A 16,881-nucleotide genomic window follows, 5' to 3' on the forward strand; every position below is an offset into this window, starting at 1 on the left:
CGTCAGGTCGCGGGCAGCTCGTCCTCGACGTAGCGGGGGCGCACGGCCAGCAGCCCGGCGCCGATCTGCACGACGACCACCCCGCACATGGCCAGCAACGGCACCGTCCACGCGCCGGTGAGGTCGAACAACAGCCCGAAGCCCAGTGGCCCGACGGAGGCGATCAGGTATCCGGCGCACTGGGTGAACGCCGACAGCGAGGTGGTGGCCAGCCCGGTCCGGGCCCGTAACGCGATCAACGTCAGGGCCAGCGGGAACGCACCGGTGCCCACCCCGATCAGGATCGACCATAGCCAGACCGGGTCGGTCGGCGAGACGATCAGCCCGGCGAAGGCCAGCAGGTAACACGAGGCCAGCGCGACCACCAGGGCACCGGGATGGCGGGTGCGTCCCAACAGGTTCGGCACCAGCGCCGCCAACGGAATGCCCACGGCGATGGCGATCGACACCTGGGCGGCGGCGGCGGTGTCGGTCATTCCCTGGTCGACCAGGATCTCGGCCAGCCACCCGAAGACGACGTAGGCCACCATCGACTGACCGGCGAAGAACAGGGCCAGCGCCCACGCCACCCGGGTCCGGGCCAGCATCCGCAGGGGCAGGCGGGTCCCCGCCGCGGTCGGCCCCGCCGGCGAGCGGATCAGCAGCAGCCACGGGATCAACGCGACGGCCGCGGTGGCCGCCCACAGTCCGATGCCCAGCCGCCAGTCGCCGCCCAGCCCGCGTTGGACCGGCAGCGTCAGCCCGGCCGCGGCGGCCCCACCGATTGTCAACAGGGTGGTGTAGGCGGCGGTGATCAGCGGGATCCGGTCGGGAAAGTGCAGCCGGACCAGGCCCGGCATCAGCACGTTGGCCACCGCGATCCCGGCCAGGGCCAGCAGCGACCCCGCGAACAGAGCCGGCACACCCGGGACCGCGGCCCGGACCAGCTGACCGACCAGCAACGCGGTCAGCGCCACGACCACCGTGCGGTGCGGGCCGATGCGGGCGGCCAGGGCCGGGGCGGCCAACCCCATCACCGCGAAGGCCAGCGTCGGCAGGGACAGCAGCAGTCCGGTGGTGCCGGCCGGCAGCCCGGTGGCGTCGCGCAGCTCGGGGACGACCGCACCCAGCGCGTTGACCACCGGGCGCAGGTTGATCGCCAGCAGCAGGACGGCGATCGTCACCAGGGTCCGGCCGGGTCGGGTCACCCGGGGCACAGTAGTCGGCCGGTCAGCCGAAGAGCTCCAGCGGGAACCGGGTCGCGTACACCCGGGCGGGCGCGGTGTTCGGCACCGGCACGATCAGGCCGGGGATCCCCAGCAGTGCGGACATCGGCACCCGGGCCACCTGCCCACCGTCCCGGACCAGATTGACCGCGTCGGCCAGCGGCAGGACGGTCGGTACCCCCTGGGTCAACGTGGTGAGGGTGACGGACTGCCCGTCTTTGGCGAACAGCCGCAGCTCCGGCACGAAGTAGTCCTGCCGGGTGCGCTCGTAGTGCTCGCGCAGCAGCGGTTGCTGGGCGGCGTACTGCAGGGTGTCCCAGCGGCGCCGCAGCGCATCGGCGAACGGTTGGGTGGCGGCCGGCCAGCTGAACGGGGTCCACTCGAGGCCGCGCAACGTCAGCGGCTGGATCGACACCGGCAGGTTCCCCGATTCCACGATCCGCTCGGCCATCCGGACCATGAAACTCATCCCGGCGGGATCGTCCGCGCTACCGACCAGCAGGTCGCCGATGGTGGGAATCAGCACGACCGGGTTCCCGTCGATCGGCAGGGCGCGGATCAACTCCGGTCGCAGCAACGCGGTCCCGGCGAACCGGACGTCACGGAACAGGCGCACCGACTCGACCCGCTCGGGCTCCGGAACGGGCCGGCCGAACCCGGCCGCCACCGCGGCGTTCAACGCCTGGGGCAGGCTGACGCCCCACCGGGCCAGGTCGGTCGGCGAGACCGCCGCGTCCAGCCCCGGAAGGTCCAGGAACAGCCCGACGCTGAGGTCGGCGACGACCGGCTGCACCACGTCGAGGCCGGCAAAAGCGCCACGCAGGGCCAGACTCAGGTGTCGCTGCTGCAGCGTCAGCGCGCCCATCGGGCGAACCGACAGGACCGACCGGGCCGCCTCAAGGGTCGGGGGAGTCTGCATCGGGCGACGGTACCGGGTCCCGGCGGCCGGAGTGCTCAGCACGACCGAGCAGGGCCCGGCGATCACCGACGCCGGAGCCCCGTCATCGGGCCGCTGCGACTCAGCCATGCCCGCGCGGATCAACAACGCCGGCGCGGACCAGATCGTCGACTCCCGTCCCACCCGTCACATTCGCGGTGACTTCATCCGCGCGGGCGGTCGGTGGGGTGACCGGCCGGCGCGCAGCAGCGCCGACGAGGGGTGCGCCAGCAGGTCCATCAGCTCGGTGAGACCGGTGTCCGTCCAGGTGAACATGCGGGCGAAAACACCTGGACCAGGTCCACGTCAGCCATGCTGACGCGGTGCCGGGTACCGCGACGGGTCGGCGGGCATGGCGCAGACCCCTCGGGATCGGGCTCGTTGGCGGGGCCGTTCAGCGCAGGCGCAGGACAGCTTTGCCGACCACGCTGCGGCTCTCGAGATCGGCGAAGGCCCTTGCGCCGTCGGTGAAGTCGTACTCGACGACGGTCGGGCCCGGCATGCCGGCGGCCAGCAACCCGGCGAGGGCGGCGGCGGTGGACCGGAACAGCGCGGGGTGAGCGGAGATCAGGCCCAGCCAGTTGACGCCGCGGACGTCACTGTTGCGCAGCAGCAACCGGTTCGCCGGGGCGGACGGGATCCGCCCGGACACGTACCCGAGGGTCAGCAGCCGGCCCTCCGGTGCGAGCGCCCGCAGGGAGGCGTCGAACACGTCACCGCCGACGGGATCGACGATGACGTCGGCGCCGCCGGCACCGCGGACCGCGTCCAGCCAGTCGTCCGGACCGTAGACCTGCTCGGCTCCCGCCTCCTGCGCCGCAGCACGCCGATCGGGGGTGCTGGCGACCGCGGTGACCCGGGCGCCCAGCGCGGTACCGATCCGTACCGCCGCCGATCCGAGCCCACCGCCGGCGCCGTGCACCAGCATCGACTCACCCGGCCGCAGGCCGGCGCGGCGGACGAGGGCCACGTGGGCGGTGTGGTCATTGACCACCAGCGCGGCGCCCGCCGCGAAGCCCAGCGAATCGGGCAGGGGGGCGACCAGATGCTCGTCGGCCCAGACGGTGTCGGCGCAGCCACCGACCGGCAACGACGCATACACCCGGTCGCCGACGGCCAGTCCGGAGTGTGCCGGCGCCGCTTCGACCAGGCCGGCCACCTCCAGACCGGGGATGAAGGGCGGTTCCTGCCGTACCTGGTAGAGCCCGCGGGTGACCAGCGTGTCGACGAAACCGACCCCGGCTGCGTGGACCCCGATCCGGACCATCCCGTCCGCCGGCGCGCTCGGGTCGGCAACCTCGTCCACCGACAGCGCCGACGGCCCGGTCAGCGCGTGCGCCCGGAGTGCCCGCACGGCCGATCAGCCGAAGGCCGAGATGCCGGTGACATCCCGTCCGATGATCAGCGACTGGATGCTGTCGGTGCCCTCGTAGGTGTGCACCACCTCCATGTCGGTCATGTGCCGGGCGACATGAAAGTCCAGGAGCAACCCGTTGCCGCCCAGAATGTCCCGGGCCTCGGCACAGATCGACCGGGCGGTGCTGGCCGTGTACATCTTGGCCATCGACGCCATCGGACCGGTCAGCTTGCCCTGCTCCTGCAGCTGCGCCATCCGGAAGCACATCAGCTGGATGGCGGTGGTCTCGGCGAGCATGGTGGCCAGCTTGTTCTGCACCAGCTGGTAGGCCGCGATCGGCTTGCTGAACTGCTGCCGGTGGGTGGCGTAGGTCAGGGCGGCCTCGTAGGCGGCGACGGCGTGCCCGGCCGCCTCCCAGGACGCCCCGCCGCGGGTCGCGGTGAGCACCCGGCTGACGTCCCGGAACCCGTTGGCGTGGGCGAGCCGGTTGGCCTCGGGTACCCGGACGTTGTCCAGCACGATGTCCGGCTGCCAGATCGCCCGTTTGCCGATTTTGCCGGTGATCAGCTCGGCCGTATACCCCTCGGGATACGCTCCTTGGTCATCCTTTTCGACGACGAAGCCTTTCACCTTGCCGTCCGCCTCGTCCCGCGCCCAGACGATGACGACATGACCGATGCTCCCGTTGCCGATCCATCGTTTGCTGCCGTTGAGCACCCAGTGGTCGCCGTCGCGGCGTGCGGAGGTCTCCAGCGCGACCGAGTCTGACCCGTGCTGCGGCTCGGTCAGTGCGAACGCACCGATCTTGTCGAGCGTGGCCAGGCCCGGGAGCCAGCGCTGCTTCTGCTCCGGCGAGCCCAGCATGTTGATCGAGCCCATGGCCAGGCCGCTCTGCACGCCGATGAACGTGTTGACGCTGCCGTCGCCGCGGGACAGCTCGAGGGTGACCATGCCCTGGGCCAGCCGGGACAGGCCGGGGCAGCCGTAGCCCTGAATCGCGCCGCCCACGATGCCGAGCTTGGCCAGCTTGGGCACCAGCTCGAACGGGAACTCCGCCCGTTCCCAGTAGTCGTTGATGATCGGCAGCACGTCGGCGTCGACGAACGACCGGACCCGGTCCCGGATCTCCCGCTCCTCGTCGCTGAGCAGGTCGTGAAGCAGGTAGTAATCGGTGCCGCGGGCGGTGGTCAGGTCCTTGGTCAGTTCGGCGGCCAGATTCAGCTTGCTGCTCATTGCTCGCTCACTTCCGTGATCAGCTCCGTAGCCGGTCGGGGCGTCCTGGTGCCGGCGTGATCGTAGGTGTACCAACCCTTTCCGGTCTTGCGTCCGAGCTCGCCGCGTTCGACCAGGGCCGTGACGCTGCGACTGGGTCGATCCCTGGGGTCGCCGCTCTGGGCGAACCGGTCCTGCTTGGTCAGGTAGCCGATGTCGATGCCGGTGAGGTCCATCAGCTCGAACGGGCCCATCGGGTAACCCAGAGCGGTGCGGCAGGCGGTGTCGATGTCGGTGACCGAGGCGACCCCGTTCTCCAGCAGGAAGATCGCCTCGTCCCGCACCGCGCCCAGGATCCGGTTGGCGACGAAACCGGGGATCTCCCGCTGCAGCACCACCGGCACTTTGCCCAGCCGGTCGGCCAACGCCACGGAGGTCGCCACCGTGACATCGGAAGTGTCCGGCCCGCGGACGATCTCGACACACTTCATGACCAGTGCCGGGTTGAAGAAGTGCAGGTTGCAGACCCGGTCGGGGCGACCGGTGGCGTCGGCGATCCGGGAGGACACGATGCTGGATGAATTCGTCGCCAGGATCGCATGCGGCGGAGCGGCGTTGTCCAGCTCGGCGAACAATGTGCGTTTGATGTCGAGCTTCTCGACCGCGGCCTCGATGACGTAGTCGGCGGTGGCCGCGGCCGCGGTCAGATCGGTGGTGAAGGACAGCCGGCCGAAGGCGGTCTCGACGTCGGACGCCGTCCGGCGCCCCTTGTCCACATCCCGGGCCAGCCGGGACCGCAGATCGGCGTGGGTCCGGGCCAGGGACGGCTCGGCGATGTCGGTGATGGTGGCCGTGAGACCGGCGAGGGCACAGACCATACCGATCTGCGAGCCCATCGCGCCGGCCCCGACCACGAGCACGTGGTTGACGGACATGCCGGTCACCGGCCCCTGAACTGCGGTGGCCGCTTGTCCAGAAACGCGTCCGTGCCCTCGTTCTTGTCCTCGGTGGTGTACAGCAGCGCCTGCGCGAGCCGCTCGACGACCAGGCCGGTGCGTTGATCGGCGTCCATGCCGGAGCGGATCACCAGCTTGGCCAGCCGGATCGCCAAGGGACCCTTGGCGGTGATCTGCCCGGCGATCGCCCGGGCCGCGGCCAGCAGTTCCGCGCCGGGGACGACGGAGGTGACCAGCCCGATCCGCTGCGCCTCGTCCGCGGTGATCAGCCGCCCGGTGAGGATCATTTCGATGGCCCGGCCGGTGCCGACCAGGCGGGCCAGCCGCTGGGTGCCGCCGGCCGCCGGCAGCACCGACAGGTTCGTCTCGGGCAGGCCGAAACGCGCGGTGTCAGCGGCGATCCGGATGTCGCAGGCCATGGCCAGCTCGCAGCCACCGCCCAGCGCGAACCCGTTGACGGCGGCGATCGTCGGCTTCTCGAACGCCTCGACGTCGTCGTACAGGCGCTGCAGATCGGAGGCCAGCGCCGTGTGCAGGGTGTAGCCGCGGACCTGGGAAATGTCGGCGCCGGCCACGAACGCCTTCTCGCCGGCGCCGGTAACGATCAGCACCTGCACGTCGTCGTCGGTGCGCAGCGCGTCCAGGGCGGCCCGCAGGTCCAGTTGCATCTGCCGGCTGACCGCGTTGCGGACCTCCGGCCGGTTGATGGTGAGCACGGCGATGCCGTCGGAGACCTCGGTGAACAGGGTCTGGTAGTCGACCCGGGCCGGTGCTGGCACGGTCGTCATGGCGCTCACCGGTACGCGGGCAGGCCGGTGATGGCCTGCCCCATGATCAGGGTGTGCACCTCGTCGGTGCCCTCATAGGTGCGGACGGATTCCAGGTTGTTGGCGTGCCGCAGCGGCGAGTAGTCCAGCGTGATGCCGTTGCCGCCGAGCATCGCCCGCGCCTCCCGGCAGATCGCGATGGCCTCGCGCACGTTGTTCAGCTTGCCGAACGAGATCTGCTGCGGATGAAGGGTTCCCGCGTCCTTCAGGCGGCCGGTCTGCAGGGCGACCAGGATGCCTTTCTGGATCTCCAGCACCATGTCGGTCAACCTGCGCTGACTGAGCTGGAAGCCGGCCAAGGGTGTGTCGAACTGCTTGCGATCCAACATGTACCGCAGCGCGGTTTCGTAGGAGTCGCGGGCGGCACCCATCGCGCCCCAGATGATGCCGTAGCGGGCCTCGTTCAGGCAGGCGAACGGGCCCTTGAGCCCGACGACGTTGGGCAGCATCGCGTCCGCCGGCAGCCGTACGTCGGTCAGGGTGATGTCGCACTGGATCGACGCACGCATGGACAGCTTGGGTTCGATGGGGGTTGCGGTGAATCCGGGGGTGTCGGTCGGCACCACGAACCCCCGCACCCCGTCTTCGGTCGTGGCCCAGATGATCGCGACCTGCGCGACCGAGGCCAGGCCGATCCACCGCTTGGCGCCGTTGAGTACCCAATCGGACCCGTCCCGGACGGCGTGGGTCACCATGCCGGCCGGGTCCGAACCGGCGGTCGGCTCCGTCAGCCCGAAGCAGCCGATGAGCTCGCCGGTGGCCATGCCCGGCAGCCATTGCTGCTTCTGCTCCTCCGAGCCGTGCTTGTGGATGGCGCTCATGGCCAGGGACCCTTGCACCGAGACGAAGGTGCGCAGGCCGGAATCGCCGGCCTCCAGTTCCAGGGCGGTCAAGCCGTACTCGACGGAGCTGCGGCCGGGACAGCCGTAACCCTTCAGATGCATCCCGAGCAGCCCGAGATCGCCGAATTCCCGGGCGATCTCCACCGGGAAGTGCGCGTCTTCGTACCACTGGGCGATGTTCGGGCGGATCCGCGCGTCGACGAACGCCCGGACCTTGTCCCGCTGCGCGAGCTCCTCGGCGGTGAATAGCGAGTCCAGGTTCAGGTAGTCGCGGGCCCGGTCGGTGATCGGGGTCTGCGGCTCGGTGACGGCTCCGTCGTAGATCCCGGTCGGGCGGGGGCGAGCAGAGCCGTTCTCCGAGCTGACGGCCTCGGTGGTGGTCATGTGGTCAGCTCCAGGTGGTTGGTTCTCGGGTGCGGTGCGGACGGCTTCGGCGGGTCTGCGCGGATCAACTCGCACGCGATGTGACGGGTGGGACGGAAGTAGACGAGTTGCGCCGCGCCGGGGTAGTTGATCCGCGCGGGGTGGCGGGGGGTGGGGTCAGGGGGCCTCCAGCAGGACGGAGATGCCCTGGCCGACGCCGATGCACATGGTGGCCAGGGCCCGGCGGGCGCCGCGGTCGTGCAGCTCGATCGCCGCGGACAGGGCGATCCGGGCGCCGCTGGCGCCCAGCGGATGGCCCAGGGCAATGGCCCCGCCGTTCGGGTTGACGTACTCGGCGTCATCCGGGATCCCCAATTGCCGCAGCACACCGAGGGCCTGCGCGGCGAACGCCTCGTTGAGCTCGATCAGGTCGAGGTCGGCGACGGTCAGACCGTTGCGGCACAACACCTTCCGGGTGGCCGGGACCGGCCCGATGCCCATGATCCGGGGCGGCACCCCGGCCGCCGCGGCCGAGCTCACCCGGGCCAGCGGGGTCAGCCCGTACCGGCGGACGGCCGACTCCGACGCGATCAAAACGGCGGCGGCGCCGTCGTTCACGCCGGAGGCGGTGCCGGCGGTGACGGTGCCACCCGGATTGATCGGCGTGAGCTTGGCCAGGGCCGCCAGGGAGGTCGCCCGCGGGTGCTCGTCGGTGTCGACGACGACCGGCTCGCTCCGGCCCCGCGCGGATCGAGCGGGCGGGATCGTCACCGGCAGGATCTCCCGGGCCAGCCGGCCGGAGCCGATGGCCGTGGCCGCCCGATCCTGCGAGCGCAGGGCGAACGCGTCCTGATCCTCCCGGCTGATGCCGAAGTCGGCGGCCACGTTGTCCGCGGTCTCCGGCATCGAGTCGGTGCCGTATCGCTCGCGCATCGCCGGGTTGACGAAGCGCCAGCCGATGGTGGTGTCATGAATCTCGGCCGAGCGGGAGAACGCCGACGTCGCCTTGGGCAGGACGAACGGCGCCCGGCTCATGCTCTCCACGCCGCCGGCCAGCACCAGGTCGGCATCGCCCGAGCGGATCGCCCGGGACGCGATGGCGATCGCGTCCAGGCTGGACCCGCAGAGCCGGTTGACCGTCGTACCGGGCGCGCTGACCGGCAGATCGGCCAGCAGCGCCGCCATCCGGGCCACGTTCCGGTTGTCCTCGCCGGCCTGGTTCGCGCAACCCAGCACCACGTCGTCCAGGGCGTCCCAGTCGACCGACGGCAACCGAACGGTCAGCCCGCGCAGCACGTGCGCGGCCAGGTCGTCGGGGCGGACGGTCGACAGGCCACCCCCGTATCGACCGAACGGGGTGCGGACCCCGTCGACCAAGTAGGCGATGCTCATCTTGCCGCCCTTCCGGAGCGCCTGACGCGCCCGCCCACCCAGATCACGACGAGCCTCCGACCTGTTCGCGCAGCTTGTACTTCTGGATCTTGCCGCTGGCGGTCGAGGGGAGGGCGGCCAGCACCTCCAGCCGCTCGGGCCAGTACTGCTTGGCGACGCCCTTCGAACCCAGGAATGCCTTCATCTCCTCGAAGGTGAACCCCTCGACGCCTGGCCGCAACACGACGCAGGCGCAGGCGCGTTCCTGCAGCCGCGGATCGGGGATGCCGACGACCGCGACGGTGGCGATCTTCGGGTTCTCGTACAGGGCGTTCTCCACGTAGGCGACCGGGATGTTCTCGCCGCCGCGGATGATCACGTCCTTGGTCCGCCCGGAGAGCTTGAGGTAGCCGTCGGGATCGAGGTAGCCCAGGTCGCCCGTGTCGAACCAGCCGTCGGTGAACAGGTCACGGGTCATCGACAACCGGTGGGCGTACCCGACGAACAGGAATGGTCCGCGCACCTGAACCCGGCCGGCCGCCCCGGGCGGCAGCTCCTGCCCGTCCGGATCCACGATGCGCAGGCGCATGCCGGGGAACGGGAATCCGTCCCGTTCGGCGATCACGTCCGGCGGGTCGCCCGGGATGCCCAGGGTGACCAGGGCGTTCTCGGTCTGCCCCCAACCACCGAGCACGGTCAGACCCGGCAGGCGCGCCTGCGCGGTCCGGACGATCGCCGGCGGGACCGGTGCGCCCATGCAGCAGAACCGGGTCAGGCTGGACAGGTCGCGGGCGTCCAGGTTGGGGGCGCCCAGGGTGTCGTGCAGGAACGGCGTGGCCGCCGCGGTGAAGGTGATCCCGTGCTCCTGGACCAGGTCGACGAAGCGCGTGTTGTCCCAGACGTCCTGGTAGACACCGGTGGCGCCGAGCTGGGTGGCCAGGCGCGCGCCGTAGAGCAGGCCGGTCAGGTGCGAGAAGGTGGAGGCCATGTGGATGACGCTGCCCGCGCCCACCCCGAGCCGGGCCGGCAGCGGGGCGTTCGCCGCGACCAGCGTGTTGTGGGTGTGCATGACGCCCTTGGGCTCGCCGGTGGTGCCGCAGGTGAACATCAGCAGCGTGACGTCGTTCGGGTCCGGGCGCAGGGCCGCCAGGCCGGCCGGGTCCCGCTGCTGCTCCCAGGGGGTGGCCGCGAAGTCCGCCCACGACCCGGCCGTGCCCGGCTCGCCGCCGAGTACCAGGACCTGCTGCAGGGCCGGCCATTCCGGTCGCAGCCGGTTCGCCATCGCAGCGTAGTCGTAGCCGCGAAATTCGGCCGGGACGACCAGCAGCTTCGACTCGGCCAGGGCGACCATGAAGCCGACCTCGCGGTCCCGGTAGATCGGGATGAGCGGGTTGGACACCGCGCCGATCCGGGTGGCGGCGAAGTGCACCACCAGGAACTCGATCCAGTTGGGCAGCTGGAAGGAGATGACGTCACCGGGTTCGACGCCCAGCTCCAGGAGGCCCAGCGCGGCCCGGTCGACCTCGGCGGCCAGCTCGGCGTAGGTGACCTGGCGGCGTGGGTCGATCGCGGCGACCTTGTCCGGCGTCCGGGTGACGGCCTCGTCGAGGAAGTCGGTGATGATCTTGTTCTGCCAGTAACCCGCCGCGGTGTACTCGGCGATGATCTCGTCGGTGAGGATCGTCTCGAGGGTCATAGTCGTGGGGTCCGGTCTCAGCTCATCGTGAGGCCGCCGCTGACGCTGACGGTCTGACCGGTGATGTAGGAGGCCTCCTCGGAGGCGAAGAACGCGACGGCGTTGGCCAGGTCGCTCGGGTCGGCCAGCCGGCGCAGCGGGATGGCCTTGGTCAGTGCGTCCCGCAGCTTGGGGTTGTCGCCGCCGATCGAGGCGAACAGCGGGGTGTCGGTCGGGCCGGGGCACACGCAGTTGACCGTGACCTGGTGGCGGGCCATCTCGCGGGCCACGGCCTTGGTGAAGGCGATGACGCCACCCTTGGCGGCCGAGTACACGGCCTCGCCGGACGAACCGACCCGGCCGGCATCCGAACCCAGGTTGACCACATGACCGTGGCCCTGCCCGACCATGATCGGCAGCACGGCCTTGGTGGTGTTCAGCACGCCGTACAGGTTGATCTTGATGACCCGGTCCCAGTCGGCCTCGTCGCTGTCGACGAACGGCCCGACCTTGTCCCAGCCCGCGTTGTTGACCAGCACGTCGATCCGGCCGAACCGCTCGGTGACGGCGGTGACCATGGCGGTGACGCAGGCGCGATCGGTGACGTCCACTCGCAGCCCGACGTGCCGGTCCGAACCACCGCCCAACTCCTTGGCCGTGTGCACGGCGGACTGCTCGTCGACGTCGGTGACGACCACGACGGCGCCTTCGGCCGCGAGCTTCTCGGCGATGCCGCGGCCGATGCCGCGCCCCGCCCCGGTGACGATGGCGATCTTGTGGTCCAGCTTGCCCATGAATGACTCCTTGGTCTGATGTGTCCGTCCGCCCCAAGTGCTGTTGATCATGGGAAGAGTGCCGTTCTGAGGCTCCGATAACGGGCTTCTTCCCATGATCAACAGCAAGGCAGGGAGGCGCGGGGAGGGGAGGCGCGGGGAGGGGAGGCGCGGGGGAGGGGAGGCGCGGGGAGGGGGGAGGGGGGAGGGGAGAGGGGAGGGGGAGGGTGCGCGGGGAGGGGAGAGGAGGGGTTCAGGGGGCGAGGGCGCGGCCCAGGCGTTGCCGGGCGATGATCAACTTCATGATCTGCGCGGTGCCGTCGCCGATCTGCAGGCCGAGCACGTCGCGCAGGCGCTGCTCGATCGGCTTCTCGGTGCGGTAGCCGTACTGGCCGTGCAGCAGCAGGCAGCTGTTGATCACGTCGTAGGCGGTCTTGGGGGCCCACCACTTGCACATGGCCGCCTCGGCGGTGTGCGGCAGGCCGGCGTCCTTGAGCCAGAGGGTTTGGTAGCACAACATTCTCGCCGCAGCCAGCAGGGTCTCGGACTCGGCCAGAGGGAACGAGACGCCCTGGAACGTGCTGATCGGCCGGTCGAACGCCTGCCGCTGCGACACGTAGGCCCAGGTTTCGTCGACGGTCTGCTGGGCGGCGCCCACGCACTGCAGGCCGATCAGGGCCCGGCTGAAGTCGAAGCCCTGCATGACCGAGGTGAAGCCCTGGCCGACCTCGCCGAGCACGTTGCGCGCCGGCACCCGGACCCGGTCGAAGTGGATCGCGCCGCGCCGCACGGGCTTGGTGCCCATGTCCGAGTACGGCTCGCGGGTGAGGCCGGGCCCGGTGAGGTCGACGACGAAGGCTGTCATGCCCCGCCCGCGGCCCTCGTCGCCGGTGCGGGCGAACACGACCGCGCCGGTGCAGTACTCCATCAGCGACATCGACTTGGCCCCGGTGATCAGCCAGTCGGCCCCGTCGCCAGAGCCGTCCCGCTCGGCCCGCATCTGCGGGTTGCCGGCGTCCGACCCGCCGGTCGGCTCGGACAGGCCGATGCCGACGACGCCGGTGCCGCCGGTGATCTGGGGAACCCACTCCTGGGCCACCTCGGGCCGGGCGTTGCCGGCCAGGATCTGCCCGACCAGTGAGCCGACGACCTGCAGGTAGCCGATATTGAAGTCGCCGGTGGCGATCTGCTCGAGCAGCAGCCCGGAGGTCAACCGGCTCTCCCCACGACCACCCAGCTCCGGGGCGATCTCGGCGCCGATGAATCCCCGGCGGCCCATCTCCAGGAAGACCTCCTTCTCGATCAACCCGGTCCGTTCCCGGTTCTGGTAGTCCGCGGCGAGGTCCCGGGCGTAGGCCCGGGCCGCGTCGACCTGCGCCTGCTGCTGGGGGATGAGCGAAAACTCCATTGGTCTCTCGTCTCTCGGCGCTGAGTGGGGTCGCTGGCCGGTCAGTGCCAGGCGACTTGCTGGACGAAGTCGGCCGGGCGCCTCTGTGCGAACGCGGCCGCGCCCTCCAGGCCCTCGGGGGACGCGGTGAACAGGTCGAGGGCGGACATGGCCAGGTTGGACAGGCCGGCCTGGTGATCGGTGTCGGCGTTGAACGACTGCTTGAGGAAACGCAGTGCGGTGGGGCTCTTCTCGGCGATCTCGGCGGCCCATTTCGTGGCCTCGGCCAGCAGCTGGTCAGCCGGCACGACCGCGTTGACCAGCCCCCAGCGCTCGGCGGTGGCCGCGTCGTACATCCGGCACAGGTACCAGATCTCGCGGGCCCGCTTCTCGCCGACGACCCGGGCCAGGTAGGCCGAGCCGAAACCGGCGTCGAAGGAACCGACCTTGGGGCCGGCCTGGCCGAAGCGCGCGGTCTCGGACGCGATCGACAGATCGCACAGCACGTGCAGGACGTGCCCGCCGCCGACGGCCACACCGTTGACCGCGGCGATCACCGGCTTGGGGATGTCGCGAATCAGCTTGTGCAGGTTGCCGATCTCGAACATGCCGGACTCGGTGGGGCCGTAGTCGCCGGTTTCGGCCCGCTGCTTGACATCCCCACCGGTGCAGAACGCCTTCTCGCCGGCGCCGGTGAGGATGACGGCCTGCACGGACCGGTCGGCCCAGGCCAGCCGGAATGCCTTGATCAGTTCCTCGACGGTGATCCCGCGGAACGCGTTGTAGCGGTGCGGGCGGTTGATGGTGATGATCGCGGTCGGTCCCTCGACCTCATACCGGATGTCCTGCAGGGCCGGTGCGGGTCGGGCCGCGGGGCCGGCGTCGGTGATCGTCTGGCTCATGTGCGTCTCCTCGTCGAGTGGCATCGGGCCTGGTGAGAACCAATTAAATGAATGACGGTTCATTCAATGAGACCGACTGTAGGGGTCGATCCGGCCTGGTGTCAAGAGGAAAATGAATGGGCGTTCAACGCGCGCCGCGCCGGCCTAGACTGAACCGGCATTCAGCCGGATCGGGAGGTCGCGATGGGGCAGGCGTTGGACGAGCGGAACGCACGGCAGGCGGCGCGGACCGACGCCCGGGTGCAACGACGGCGACGGCAGATCCTGGATGCGGCGACCGAGGTGATGTCCACGACCGGATTCCACGCCACCTCCATGCAGGCGGTGGCCGAACGGGCCGGGATCAGTGTCGGGCTGATCTACCAGTACTTCGGCAACAAGGACGAGCTGCTCGTCGCGGTGATCGTGGACATCCTGGAGGACTTCCGGGATCAGGTGCCGGCGGCGATCGCGGCGGCCGGGGAGGATCCGGTCGACCGGTTCGGCGCCGCGTTCCGGATCTGTTGCCAGGTCGTCGAGGCCAAGCGGGAGGCGGTGACCCTGACCTACCGCGAGAGCCGAACGCTGCCGGCCGACGGTCTGGAGCGGATCAAGGACCTGGAACTGCAGACGGCCGAGCCGATCCGACAGGCGGTGGCCGACGGCATCGACGCGGGGGTCTTCCGCGCCGTCGATGCCCGGCTGGTGGTGCACAACGTGCTGCTGCTGGCCCATGCCTGGGCGCTCAAGCACTGGAACCTGGCCCGGTTCCTGACGCTGGATCAGTACATCGAACAGGAGTGGGCCCTGCTGCTCGCCTCGGTCTCGCCGCGAGCGCAGTGAGCCCGGGTCAGCTGGCGGCGGCCAGGTCGAAGTCCTGCGTGGTCTCGGCCCGGTCGTAGGCCTTGATGACCTCGACCTTGGCCGCGGAGGCGGACGTGGTGTCGAAGCGGTAGTCGAGCCATTCGCGGACCAGCCGGCGGGCCAGTTCCAGGCCGATGACCCGCTGGCCCATGCACAGCACCTGGGCGTCGTTGCTCAGCACCGATCGCTCGACCGAGAAGCTGTCGTGCGCGGTGACCGCGCGGATGCCGGGCACCTTGTTGGCGCTGATGGCCACGCCGAGCCCGGTGCCGCAGAACAGCAGGGCCCGGTCGGCCTGGCCGAGGGCGACCGCCCGGGCGGCCGCGACGGCCACGTGCGGGTACGCGGCGGGGTTCGCCGGGTCGATGCCGACGTCGATGACCTGGCCCACCCGCGGGTCGGCCAGCAGATCCGCCTTCAGCGCCTGCTTGTACTCAAGGCCAGCGTCGTCGCAACCGATCACGATGCTCCACGGCTCGGACATGGGGTGCTCCTTCGAGGCCAGGCGATGCGTTCAGGTGATATCTAACATTATGAATGTTAGATCGACCATACGCAAGGATCTGGCACGATATTTTCCACATGAACGTGCGCTGGATGGGGCCCGGTGGGCGGTAAAGTGGGGTTTTTCTCACCGGTGACGTGGAGGAACGAGATGACCGCAGGGCCCGGCCGGGGCGACGATGCCGGGTGGCACACCCGCACTGCCAAGCAGCGGCAGCGGCAGCGGGAGATCGCCGAACTCGTCGTCGCCGAGGGCACGGTGCGCATCGAGGATCTGATCGAGCGGTTCGGCGTCAGCGCCATGACCGTGCACCGCGATCTGGATCAACTGGAAAGCCAGGGGCTGCTGCGCAAGACCCGCGGTCAGGTGACCGCGCTCAGCTCCAGCCTGACCGAGTCGGGCATGACGTTCCGGCAGACCCAGCACAACGCCGAGAAGGATGCGCTCGCCGTGGCCGCGCTGGAATTCATCGAGCCCGGCCACAGCGTGTTCCTGGACGACTCGACGACCGGCCTGCACCTGGCCCGGCTCCTGCCGCAACGGGCGCCGCTCGGCGTGATCACCCACTCGGCGGCGGTGGCCGCGGAACTCGCTCGGGAGCCACAGATCTCGCTGACCGTCGTCGGCGGCCTGTATCACTCCTGGTGCGACGCCTACCTCGGGCAAATGACGGTGGACGCCATCCGGCGGATCCGGGCGGACACCTTCGTGATGTCCACGGCCGCGATCACCGACGACATCTGCTTCTTCCAGACCCAGGACACCATCGCGGTCAAGCGGGCGATGTTCGACTCGTCCGCCCAGCGGATCCTGTACACCGACCACACCAAATTCGGTCAGCGGGCCTTGCATGCGTTGCTCCCGCTGACCGAATTCGACGTCGTCATCGTTGACGAACTGACCCCGGACGTGCATGTGGATCGGTTGCGCCGCAAGGGGATCGAGGTGGTGGTCGCGCCGGTGCCGGGAGCCGCCCAGGCCTAGCGGAGGACCTCGGGGATGTGGTCCAGCGCGTGCAGCACCTGGGCGGCGGCGTCGGTCAGGGTGGTGCCGCTGGGCGGGGCGATCTGCTGCGCGGCGAGGGCACCCTCGACGGTGGCGAGTCGCTGTTCGTAGGTCTGGCTCATGAGGTGCTCCTGGGTGCGGTGGAGGGGTCGCGGGAAAGCAGATCGGTGGTGCTGTCCTGGTTGTCGCCGGTGCCGGCCCGGCGCAGGGCCCGCTCGGCGACCTCGGGATCGGTGTCCGGCGGGATGACCAGCAGGGTCAGGATGGCCTTGCCGGCCGGTCCGCTCAGGTGGATCGCGTCGGCGGGTCGGCGTCCGCGGAAGCCGTCCAGCCGGACCCGGCGGCCGCGCACGGTGATCCGCCGCGCGGCCGGCGACCAGGCGGACAGGTCGTAGGAGACACGGTCGACCGCGCCCCAGCCGTCGGCGAGCCGGTCCAGCAGCGCCGGGATTTCGGCGACCAGGTCGGGGGTGCGTGGCCACCAGGCGCCGTCGACGTGACCGGGGGTGGCATTCGCGGGTTTGAGCGAGCACCGAAGCTCGCCGCTCGGGGCGTGTGTCGGGTCGGTGGTGAGAGTCGATGCTCCGGTCATGGCCGGCGTTCCCGTCCCCTGACCCGTCACCGGGCCTGGACCTGTTGATTCGTGAGGAACGCGGCCGGCTCCAGCGCCGACGAACGAAATGCTCCCTACTTGTCCGACTCTACTCCGTCCGCCGCTCCC

General features: G+C 70.4%; 18 protein-coding genes. 2 read left to right on the forward strand and 16 right to left on the reverse strand.

Translation table 11 applies throughout. The features are described from left to right. Positions 1–2: 2 nt before the first annotated feature. From NAMU_RS04340 to NAMU_RS04395, 13 genes are all read right to left on the reverse strand, one after another. A complete protein-coding gene (locus NAMU_RS04340) occupies positions 3–1,187 on the reverse strand; it encodes an MFS transporter (RefSeq protein WP_052307814.1) in 1,185 nt (394 codons plus the stop codon). Positions 1,188–1,209: 22 nt separating this feature from the next. Beyond that, entirely contained in the window at positions 1,210–2,124 is a 915-nt protein-coding gene (locus NAMU_RS04345) for a hypothetical protein (RefSeq protein ID WP_138179947.1), read from the reverse strand. A gap of 165 nt (positions 2,125–2,289) precedes the next feature. Beyond that, positions 2,290–2,418 carry a hypothetical protein gene (locus NAMU_RS31360; protein WP_281023796.1) on the reverse strand — a complete coding sequence of 43 codons (129 nt, stop codon included), beginning with the start codon at positions 2,416–2,418 and terminating at the stop codon, positions 2,290–2,292. 118 nt (positions 2,419–2,536) lie between these two features. Next, positions 2,537–3,496: an NADPH:quinone oxidoreductase family protein gene (locus NAMU_RS04350; RefSeq protein WP_015746196.1), complete on the reverse strand. Its 960-nt coding sequence runs from the start codon at positions 3,494–3,496 to the stop codon at positions 2,537–2,539. Between the two features lie 6 nt (positions 3,497–3,502). Further along, complete coding sequence (locus NAMU_RS04355) at positions 3,503–4,732, reverse strand: acyl-CoA dehydrogenase family protein (RefSeq protein WP_015746197.1); 1,230 nt, start codon at positions 4,730–4,732, stop codon at positions 3,503–3,505. Next, a complete protein-coding gene (locus NAMU_RS04360) occupies positions 4,729–5,646 on the reverse strand; it encodes a 3-hydroxyacyl-CoA dehydrogenase family protein (protein ID WP_015746198.1) in 918 nt (305 codons plus the stop codon). Before NAMU_RS04360 ends, NAMU_RS04355 begins: the two co-directional genes overlap by 4 nt. A gap of 5 nt (positions 5,647–5,651) precedes the next feature. Next, a complete protein-coding gene (locus NAMU_RS04365; protein ID WP_015746199.1) occupies positions 5,652–6,455 on the reverse strand; it encodes an enoyl-CoA hydratase/isomerase family protein in 804 nt (267 codons plus the stop codon). 5 nt (positions 6,456–6,460) lie between these two features. Next, complete coding sequence (locus NAMU_RS04370; protein WP_015746200.1) at positions 6,461–7,720, reverse strand: acyl-CoA dehydrogenase family protein; 1,260 nt, start codon at positions 7,718–7,720, stop codon at positions 6,461–6,463. 156 nt (positions 7,721–7,876) lie between these two features. Then, a complete protein-coding gene (gene pcaF / locus NAMU_RS04375; RefSeq protein ID WP_015746201.1) occupies positions 7,877–9,091 on the reverse strand; it encodes a 3-oxoadipyl-CoA thiolase in 1,215 nt (404 codons plus the stop codon). 43 nt (positions 9,092–9,134) lie between these two features. After that, positions 9,135–10,766 (reverse strand): cyclohexanecarboxylate-CoA ligase, encoded by a 1,632-nt coding sequence (locus NAMU_RS04380; RefSeq protein ID WP_015746202.1) that lies wholly within the window; start codon positions 10,764–10,766, stop codon positions 9,135–9,137. Positions 10,767–10,783: 17 nt separating this feature from the next. Beyond that, on the reverse strand, positions 10,784–11,539 hold the full coding sequence (locus tag NAMU_RS04385; protein WP_015746203.1) for an SDR family NAD(P)-dependent oxidoreductase: 756 nt from the start codon (positions 11,537–11,539) through the stop codon (positions 10,784–10,786). Positions 11,540–11,771: 232 nt separating this feature from the next. Beyond that, positions 11,772–12,926, reverse strand: coding sequence for an acyl-CoA dehydrogenase family protein (locus NAMU_RS04390; protein ID WP_015746204.1), 1,155 nt, complete (start codon positions 12,924–12,926; stop codon positions 11,772–11,774). Positions 12,927–12,967: 41 nt separating this feature from the next. After that, on the reverse strand, positions 12,968–13,807 hold the full coding sequence (locus NAMU_RS04395; protein WP_015746205.1) for an enoyl-CoA hydratase-related protein: 840 nt from the start codon (positions 13,805–13,807) through the stop codon (positions 12,968–12,970). Positions 13,808–13,990: 183 nt separating this feature from the next. Here NAMU_RS04395 and NAMU_RS04400 point away from each other — a divergent pair, with 183 nt between their 5' ends. Beyond that, on the forward strand, positions 13,991–14,629 hold the full coding sequence (locus NAMU_RS04400) for a TetR/AcrR family transcriptional regulator (RefSeq protein ID WP_015746206.1): 639 nt from the start codon (positions 13,991–13,993) through the stop codon (positions 14,627–14,629). 7 nt (positions 14,630–14,636) lie between these two features. On the opposite strand, the gene NAMU_RS04405 is transcribed toward NAMU_RS04400, so the two are convergent. Further along, positions 14,637–15,134 (reverse strand): ribose-5-phosphate isomerase, encoded by a 498-nt coding sequence (locus NAMU_RS04405; RefSeq protein ID WP_015746207.1) that lies wholly within the window; start codon positions 15,132–15,134, stop codon positions 14,637–14,639. Between the two features lie 171 nt (positions 15,135–15,305). Here NAMU_RS04405 and NAMU_RS04410 point away from each other — a divergent pair, with 171 nt between their 5' ends. Continuing rightward, entirely contained in the window at positions 15,306–16,139 is an 834-nt protein-coding gene (locus NAMU_RS04410) for a DeoR/GlpR family DNA-binding transcription regulator (protein ID WP_015746208.1), read from the forward strand. On the opposite strand, the gene NAMU_RS29750 is transcribed toward NAMU_RS04410, so the two are convergent. Beyond that, complete coding sequence (locus NAMU_RS29750; RefSeq protein ID WP_015746209.1) at positions 16,136–16,282, reverse strand: DUF6307 family protein; 147 nt, start codon at positions 16,280–16,282, stop codon at positions 16,136–16,138. The two genes, NAMU_RS04410 and NAMU_RS29750, sit on opposite strands and share 4 nt — an antisense overlap. Continuing rightward, positions 16,279–16,752, reverse strand: a complete 474-nt coding sequence (locus tag NAMU_RS04415) for a DUF5994 family protein (protein ID WP_015746210.1) — start codon at positions 16,750–16,752, stop codon at positions 16,279–16,281. The genes NAMU_RS29750 and NAMU_RS04415 overlap by 4 nt, the downstream gene beginning before the upstream one ends. Between the last annotated feature and the right edge of the window lie 129 nt (positions 16,753–16,881).

Origin of the sequence: Nakamurella multipartita DSM 44233 (assembly GCF_000024365.1) — a bacterium.
GTDB classification, from domain to species: domain Bacteria; phylum Actinomycetota; class Actinomycetes; order Mycobacteriales; family Nakamurellaceae; genus Nakamurella; species Nakamurella multipartita.